Below are 7882 nucleotides of genomic sequence, written 5' to 3'. Positions count from 1 at the left end.
AAGCTGAGGCTGAACGGAATGAGCCCTGTGGAATACAGGACTCAATCCGTTCAGGCCTAGAACCACAATCGTCCAACTTTTGGGGTGCACACCACCGCGTGGGAACGATCGGTATTCCGTGTGGGAGCGAGCTTGCTCGCGATGAGGGCATCACATCCAACATTGATGTCGGCTGACACACCGTCATCGCGGGCAAGCCCGCTCCCACAGGGAAATGTGCAGATCAGGGTGAAATTACTACTTTAGTACCGGTTTTCCTGTCGATCGTCGCATTCCAATCGCACCGAGACTGGCATGTAATGGGTTCATAACTATAAGGATTGAACCCCATGCCGCGTGCCCGACGTCGTCTGTTGCGCCCTTCCCTTGCTGCGCTGTCGCTGAGTCTGTTACTGGGCGTCGCGCACGCCGATTCACCGCTGTTCTCCGCCGACGGCTATCGCATCGGCCTTTACCGCAGTCCGACCCCGAATCAGCTTCAAGGCGCGACCATCATCGACACCGCCGCCCTGCAAACCCTGCTCACCCAGACACCGCACCCGGTGCTGATCGACGTCTACCGCCGCCAATGGCTGCAAGGACGTTTCATCGAAGACCAACCCCACGAGAACCTGCCCGGCAGCCATTGGCTGGCCAATACCGGCGACGGCGACCTGACAGCTGACTGGCAGGGCTATTTTGCGCGTAACCTGAACGCATTGACCGCAGGAGACTTGGCGCAACCGCTGGTCTTCTACTGCCGTGCCGATTGCTGGCTGAGCTGGAACGCCGTCAAACGCGCCGCCGCCATGGGCTATAAGACACTGTATTGGTATCGCGACGGCCTGGACGCCTGGCAAGCCGCGAACCTGCCCGTTGAACCGGCCCAGCCCGAGCCCTTCCACTGACCTTTACGCGTGCGTGTTGTTGCCACACCATAATGAAAATAATGAGGTGAAAGGCTATGTACAAAATTCTGATTGCCGACGATCACCCGCTGTTTCGCGAAGCCATTCATAACGTCATCAGCGATGGTTTTCCGGGCAGCGAGGTGATGGAAACCGCCGACCTGGACAGCGCCCTGCTGCTGACTCAGGAACACGACGACCTGGACCTGATCCTGCTCGACCTGAACATGCCCGGCATGCACGGCCTCAATGGCCTGATCAATCTGCGCAACGAGGCGCCGACCATTCCGGTGGTGATCGTTTCAGCCGAACAGGACAAGCAGATCGTGCTGCAAGCCATCACCTATGGCGCGGTGGGTTTCATCACCAAATCCTCGCCACGGGTGCAGATGACCGAGGCCATCAAGCAAATTCTCAATGGCAATGTGTACTTGCCGCCGGACATCATTCGCACACAAAAATGCGGAACCCACCGGCGCATGAATGACAACCCGAGCTTCCCGCCGGAACTGCTCCAGGCCTTGACCCGCAAGCAGTTGCTGGTGCTCGAACGCATGACCAAGGGTGAATCGAACAAACAGATCGCCTACACCCTGGAAATCGCCGAAACCACAGTCAAGGCGCATGTCTCGGCGATCCTGCGCAAACTCAATGTGCATAACCGGGTGCAGGCGATCTTGAGTGCCGGGGATATTGATTTCGGGTCTTACCTACGGCGTTGAAACCGCGCCGCCTTCATCGCGAGCAGGCGCGCTCCTACACTTGATCTTCAGTGAACACAGAATATGTGTACATCAGAGATCCAGTGTAGGAGCGAGCCTGCTCGCGATGAGGCCAGCACAATCACCAGAAAATTCAGGGCCTGCCCAGCAAGTGACTCATCGCCGTCTTGAGCTTCATCGGCCTTACCGGCTTATGCATCAACGTATGCCCCAACTCACGAATCTGCTGCTTGAGCTCATTGCTGTAGTTGGCGGTAATCATCATCGCCGGAATCGCCGAGCCGCGACGGGCGTTGATCCGGGCCACGGCATCGACGCCGTTCTGATCGTCATCCAGGTGATAGTCGGCGATCAGCAAGTCTGCCTCTTCATGATAGTTGTCCACTTGCCGCGCCAGGTCTTGCTCCGACAGCGCCGTGACCACCCGACATCCCCACCCTTCCAGCAAGGTGCGCATACCGGCGCAAATCGCCGCGTCGTTATCCAGCACCCACACCCGCGCTCCGCGCAGACGTTCCAGCATCGGCTCACTCATCAGCAGTGCCGGTTGCGCCGTGGGGGCAGTGGCGCTCAACGGCACTTCGACGGAAAACATCGAGCCCTTGCCCGGCCACGAACGCACATGAATGCGGTGACCGAGGATTCCGGCAATCTTTTCCACAATCGCCAGACCCAGACCTAACCCGCGATCCTGATCTGGACGCTGCACGTCACCGCGTTTGAACTCCTGGAAAATCTCTTCCAGCCGATTTTCGGCAATGCCCATGCCGCTGTCCCAGACCTCGATCGTCAACCGCTGATGATGACGCCGACACCCGAGCACCACCCGACCGCTGTAGGTATAACGAATGGCGTTGCTCAGCAGATTGCGCAGGATCCGCGCGAGCAACTGGATGTCGCTGCGCACCAGCGCCGAACACGGGATGAAATGCAGCTCTAGCCCTTCACTGCGGGCCACCTGGGTGTACTCGGCCGCGAGGTTTTCCAGCAGTTCGCTCAGGGCGAACGGCGCAATGTCGGCCTTGATCACCCCGGCATCCAGTTTGGAAATGTCCACCAGCGTGCCTAGCAGGTTTTCCACGTCCTCCAGCGAATTGCTGACATTGCGCACCAAAATCGCATTGGCCAGCGGCTCGCGCCGTTCCAGCAAAGCGCTGGTGAACAGTCGAGCCGCGTTGAGCGGTTGCAGCAGGTCGTGACTCACGGCGGCGAGAAACTTGGTTTTCGACAGGTTGGCCTGCTCGGCCTCCAGTTTGGCTTCGCGCAAGCGCGATTCCACGCGCCGGCGCTCGTCGATTTCGCGCAGCAATTGGTCATTGAGGGTGGTCAGTTCGGTGGTGCGTTCGCGCACCCGCAACTCGAGATTCTGATAGGCCTGGTGCAGCGCCTCGGCCGTGCGACGGCGCTCGGTGATGTCGCGGATCAACACGAAAATCCCCACCACTTCCCCGGTGACCAGGCGATTGGGCACGTAGGAGCGCAGCATGTAGCGTTCCTGATTGTTGATGTTGGTTTCGGCGAATTCGAACGTCACGCTCTCACCGGCCAGGGCCCGGGCCACGTAGGCTTCGAGGCGCTGGTAATGCTGCTCGCTGTGAACTTCGCGCAGGCTCTGCCCGAGCATCACGCCGCGAGGCCAGCAGTACCATTCTTCGTAGACCTTGTTGGTAAATTCGTAGACCAGATCGGCATTGAGGTAGGCGATCAGCGCGGGGACATGGTCGGTGATCAGGCGAATCCAGCGCTCGCTTTCGCTGAGGGCTTCGGCGTGCTGGTAGCGTTCGGTGATGTCGGTGAAGGTGTTGACGAAGCCACCGGTAGGCAACGGATGGGTGCGGATTTCCAGCACCCGGCCATCGTAAAGACGCTGCTCGCATTCCTGCACGTGCCGCCCGTTGGCGTCGCGACTGGCCGGGGTCAGCAGGTTCAACTCGCTGTCGGCGATCACTTCGGCAAACGGCCGATGGGCCGCCACCGGGGCCAGCCCGCTTAGCTCGAGGAAACGCCGGTTCCACAGTTCCAGAATGCCTTCGGCGTTGACCATGGCCACGCCTTGGGACAGGTTGTCGACCGCCCGTTGCAGCAAGTGCGATTTCTGCGCCACGGCTTGCTCGCGGCGCACGGTTTCGCTGAGTTTGACGTCAGTAATGTCGGTGAAGAGGATCACCCGACCGCCTTCCTGGGTGGGACGTTCGCTGACTTGCAACCAGCGCCCGTTCTGCAGGCGATAGATCAGATTTTCGTCGGCATGCCCGCGCGGTTCCTCGGTAAACAGCCCGGTGGCAGACATCAATCGCTTCACCTCGGCCAAGCGCATGCCGGCGTTGATCCGCACCCGGCTGTTGCTCCAGATCGCCTTGAAACGACTATTGAACAAGACGATGCGCTGGTCGGCATCAAACAGCACAAAGGCGTCGGAAATGCTCTCGATGGCATCGATCAAATGCTGATGCGCGGTTTCCGCCCGCAGGCGCGCTTCGCTGAGCAAGTGATTGCCCGACTTGAGTTCGGCCATGGCCTGGTTCAAGGCATCGGTGCGCTCACGGACCTGCTCGGCCAGCACCACCGAATGCTGAAACGCCGCGTAGGGGTCGTTGCCACGGGTAATGCCGGATTCGATCCGCTCGATCAGCGCGCCGTTGATGCGCTGCAGTTTGTGATTGTCGTGGCGCAGGCTGGCGAGCTGCGCCTGGAGCTCAACGATGTCCAGGGGACCGGCCTCGGGCAATGGCAACCCCGGTGAAGGTCTGGTTGATGTGCATGCCATTGAACTGTTCTCCGTAGGTGTTGAAACCCATCACCCGTTGGTCACGCAAAAACGTACCGATCTGCTCCAGACTGCCGCCGTCTTCCAGTTCCAGACGCCTGAGAAAGCAGTCGCAGCCGATGGTCAGCAACAGATCGCCGAGGCGCTCCTGCAAGCCTTCAAACAAGGTTTGCAGGTTCGGCAGCATTGGGCCGGGGGTCATGACGGTGAGGACGATGCCGTTTTCCACGGCGCAGTAAAAACTCAGGCTAAGGTCTGGATGAACCTGCTGGATCGCCCGCACGTAATACTGATCGTTGATCCGCACCGCCAAGGGGTGTGCGGCGAAGACCCGGTGATCGAGTTCGGCCACCGGAACGCCGATATGCCGGGCGTACTCCTCGGCAGCCGGCTCGGCATTCAGTTCAAAGACCCGGCGCGAGGTGCTGTCGGCCCCGGTGACCACCAGTTTCTCGGCCCTCGGCAAAATGTGGTGCGTGGTGAACACCTCGAAATCCAGCCAGGTGTTGACCAGCACCACCACCGCCGCGCCGCTGTGGAACTCGCCATTAAAATAGACGTGGGTGTGGGTCAGGTAATTGTCGTCGCCGGCCGAACCGCCGAAATGCGGGATGTCGCCCAACGCCGCGCTCAAGGCGGCGAGGACCATTTCTTCCCGGCTGGACAGGCCATCGAGCAAGGTCAGGGCAAAGCTGTTGCCCTTGATCGGCGCCAGGGTGTTGCTGCGACAGCCACTGACCAGGCGCCCGACCATTTGCTGGGCGTCGATCAGGCTGAAGCGCTCCATCTCGCAGATCAGTTCGGCGTCGATGGAAAAATGCCGATGGTCGAACCCAACCGCCGTCACGCAATTGCGGCCGTAGCCCAAGGGCGTGATTTCCCCGGCGCTGGTGCAACCCACCAAGCGAATGCCGCCGAAGCTCTGTTGCAAGGCCTGGCCCAGCGCCTGCAAGTCGTACTCGGCGGAACAGAAGAACAGCACGAAACCCAAATGCGGGTGCAATAACTGCCGCGCGAGCTCCTGAGCCACTTGTTGGGCATCGGTGGCCTGGGACATGCCGCTGACCACCCCTTCACTCTGGACCTGCTGCATGGTCGCCCCCCGCAGGTGCGCGTGTATGAAACACGAGTGTACGAAGCCTGCGGGCTGCGACGTATGCTACTTGGGTAGCGGGTAGCCGCTTCGATGGGATGAGAACAATTGTGACGTTCGAACCCTTGTGGCAAAGGCACTTGTGGCGAGGGGACTTGTCCCCGTTGGACTGCGCAGCAGGCCCCGGCAGTCGATGCTCAACCAAAGGGGGCCGCTGCGCGACCCAACGGGGACAAGTCCCCTCGCCACAGTGGTTCAGTCGGCGGTTACCCGTTCAACACCGCCCCCACTCGGCGATGCGCGGCAAATTCGCTGTAAGACCCGGTCGCGCCATTACCCGGAACTTAGAATGTACGCCTGCCCGGCAGACTGGCCGCCACAAGAACCGGTACTCCCTAGACGCCCGCTCTGAACAGCATGTAAGCGGCGACCACGACACACACGCTGGCGAAGCCGATTTGCAGGGCCCGGGCCGGGACGCGCGCGCACAGTTGTCGGCCAACGATCATGCCGACGACGCTGGCAACAATGAACGCCACACCCAGTGCGTCAATCCTGACCCCGGCATGAAACGCGCCGATCACGCCGATGGCCGAAATCAGGCTGATCACCATCAAGGACGTGGCGACGATGCCGCGCATCTGTACATCAGTCAGTTGCTTGAAGGCCGGGACGATCAGGAAGCCGCCGCCGACCCCGAGCAAACCCGAGACCACGCCGGTCACCGCGCCCAGCGCCGCGAGGGTTGCGGTGCATTTGGCGGTCCAGGAGAAACGCCCGGTCTGCTGATCGAGCATGCAGTTTTTCTGGCCCCAGTTGGCGTGGCCGTGGTCGCTTGGTCCTTCTTCCTGGCGCTCGCGACGCAGCATCCGCCAGGCCACCATGACCATCAGCAGACTGAACAGGATCATCAGGATTTTTTCCGGCAACTGATGAGCAAAATAGATGCCCACCGGCGAAAAAATCGCCCCCAGCAGTGCAATCAGCAACGCTGCGCGATACCGCACCAAGCCATGGCGCAAACCATCAATGGCCCCGACCGCCGCCGCACTGCCCACCGCAAACAACGCCACCGGCGCCGCCTGGGTCATGGTCAAACCCAGCCCCAACACCAGGGCCGGCACCGCAAGAATGCCCCCCCCTGCCCCGGTCAATCCCAGGACCAGGCCCATCACCACGCCAAAAAAACTCGCCAACAACATAAAACGCTCGTGATCCGTGAAAAAAAGCCGGGAACGCCCGGTATCGATGACTGACAGGATAGAGCCCGTGCGGATTTTTTCCTTCATGAATTAACGCGGGGGCTGGTCAGCGCAGGGAAAATGACACTACCCTCATGGCTTGTCCTGAAAGAAACGGCCACCATGCCTGCCTTGATTGAAGCTTTTTTAGACCCTGCCTCGTCGACCTACAGCTACGTGATTTACGAAGGTGCCGGCGGCCCATGCGCCATCGTTGACCCGGTGCTCGACTACGACCCCGCCGCCGGGCGCACCGCCACCACCCAGGCGGATAAAATCATCGCCTTCGTTCGCGACCATCAGTTGCACGTGCAATGGCTGCTGGAAACCCACGCCCATGCCGATCACCTGTCCGCCGCGCCTTATCTGCGCCGGGAGCTGGGTGGCAAAATCGCCATCGGCCAGTCGATCAGCAAGGTTCAGGGCGTGTTCAAGACCCTGTTCAACCTTGAGCCGGAATTTCGCAGCGACGGTTCGCAATTCGACCACCTGTTCGCGCCGGACGAATCGTTCATGATCGGCAACCTCAAGGCCACGGCCCTGCATGTGCCCGGCCACACCCCGGCGGACATGGCTTATTTGATCGACGGTGATGTGATTCTGGCGGGCGATACCTTGTTCATGCCGGACGTGGGCACTGCCCGTTGCGACTTCCCCGGTGGCAACGCCAACCAGATGTTCGCCTCGATCCACAAACTGCTGGCCTTCCCCGCCAGCGTTCGGCTCTACGTCTGCCACGACTATCCGCCCGAAGGCCGCGAATCCCGCTGCATGACCACGGTGGGCGAGCAGCGCAAAAGCAACATTCACGTTCATGACGGCATCGATGAAAAGGCGTTCGTCGCCATGCGCAACCAGCGCGATGAAGGGCTGGGCATGCCGACGCTGTTACTGCCGGCGATTCAGGTGAATGTACGGGCGGGGAATTTGCCGCCGGCGGAGGACAATGGCGTGACCTACCTGAAAATCCCCCTGAATAAACTCTGAAGCGGATCGTTCCCACGCTCTGCGTGGGAATGCATCCCGTGACGCTCTGCGTCACATCCAGAAGCGGAACGCGGAGCGTCCCTGGCGGCGTTCCCACGCAGAGTGGTGTGCACCCCAAAAGTTGGACACGACCGATGGGGTGTTTCATGGGAAAGTACACGATTCAAGCGAAGCTATCAGCGGTA

The 7882-nt window shown here is 60.6% G+C and carries 6 protein-coding genes; 3 read left to right on the top strand and 3 right to left on the bottom strand.

Features of this window, described 5'->3' with window-relative positions:
• The first annotated feature begins 329 nt into the window (after positions 1-329).
• A complete protein-coding gene (locus tag ACIQV9_RS28785; protein WP_403108633.1) occupies positions 330-887 on the top strand; it encodes a PQQ-dependent catabolism-associated CXXCW motif protein in 558 nt (185 codons plus the stop codon).
• 56 nt (positions 888-943) lie between these two features.
• On the top strand, positions 944-1609 hold the full coding sequence (locus tag ACIQV9_RS28780; RefSeq protein WP_403108631.1) for a response regulator: 666 nt from the start codon (positions 944-946) through the stop codon (positions 1607-1609).
• Positions 1610-1742: 133 nt separating this feature from the next.
• On the opposite strand, the gene nahK is transcribed toward ACIQV9_RS28780, so the two are convergent.
• From nahK to ACIQV9_RS28765, 3 genes are all read right to left on the bottom strand, one after another.
• Positions 1743-4337, bottom strand: coding sequence for a hybrid sensor histidine kinase/response regulator NahK/ErcS' (gene nahK / locus ACIQV9_RS28775; protein WP_403108635.1), 2595 nt, complete (start codon positions 4335-4337; stop codon positions 1743-1745).
• Positions 4306-5469, bottom strand: coding sequence for a nitric oxide-sensing protein NosP (gene nosP / locus ACIQV9_RS28770; protein WP_403108629.1), 1164 nt, complete (start codon positions 5467-5469; stop codon positions 4306-4308). The genes nahK and nosP overlap by 32 nt, the downstream gene beginning before the upstream one ends.
• A 395-nt stretch (positions 5470-5864) precedes the next feature.
• The gene (locus ACIQV9_RS28765) at positions 5865-6671 is read right to left on the bottom strand and encodes a sulfite exporter TauE/SafE family protein (RefSeq protein ID WP_403108626.1); all 807 of its coding nucleotides are present in this window, start codon (positions 6669-6671) and stop codon (positions 5865-5867) included.
• A gap of 162 nt (positions 6672-6833) precedes the next feature.
• On the opposite strand from ACIQV9_RS28765, the gene ACIQV9_RS28760 reads away from it, so the two are divergent.
• Positions 6834-7697 (top strand): MBL fold metallo-hydrolase, encoded by an 864-nt coding sequence (locus ACIQV9_RS28760; RefSeq protein WP_403108624.1) that lies wholly within the window; start codon positions 6834-6836, stop codon positions 7695-7697.
• Positions 7698-7882 lie beyond the last annotated feature (185 nt).

Origin of the sequence: Pseudomonas sp. NPDC099000, assembly GCF_044759925.1 — a bacterium.
Classification (GTDB): Bacteria; Pseudomonadota; Gammaproteobacteria; order Pseudomonadales; family Pseudomonadaceae; genus Aquipseudomonas.
The sequence above is the reverse complement of the archived record's forward strand: the minus strand, read 5'-3'. Positions and strand labels throughout refer to the sequence as shown.

What these genes read in the sequence shown, in the direction of transcription:
- ACIQV9_RS28785 (WP_403108633.1), top strand. Translation starts at nt 330, where the DNA reads ATGCCGCGTGCCCGACGTCGTCTGTTGCGCCCTTCCCTTGCTGCGCTG.
- ACIQV9_RS28780 (WP_403108631.1), top strand. Translation starts at nt 944, where the DNA reads ATGTACAAAATTCTGATTGCCGACGATCACCCGCTGTTTCGCGAAGCC.
- nosP (WP_403108629.1), bottom strand. Translation starts at nt 5,469, where the DNA reads ATGCAGCAGGTCCAGAGTGAAGGGGTGGTCAGCGGCATGTCCCAGGCC.
- ACIQV9_RS28765 (WP_403108626.1), bottom strand. Translation starts at nt 6,671, where the DNA reads ATGTTGTTGGCGAGTTTTTTTGGCGTGGTGATGGGCCTGGTCCTGGGA.
- ACIQV9_RS28760 (WP_403108624.1), top strand. Translation starts at nt 6,834, where the DNA reads ATGCCTGCCTTGATTGAAGCTTTTTTAGACCCTGCCTCGTCGACCTAC.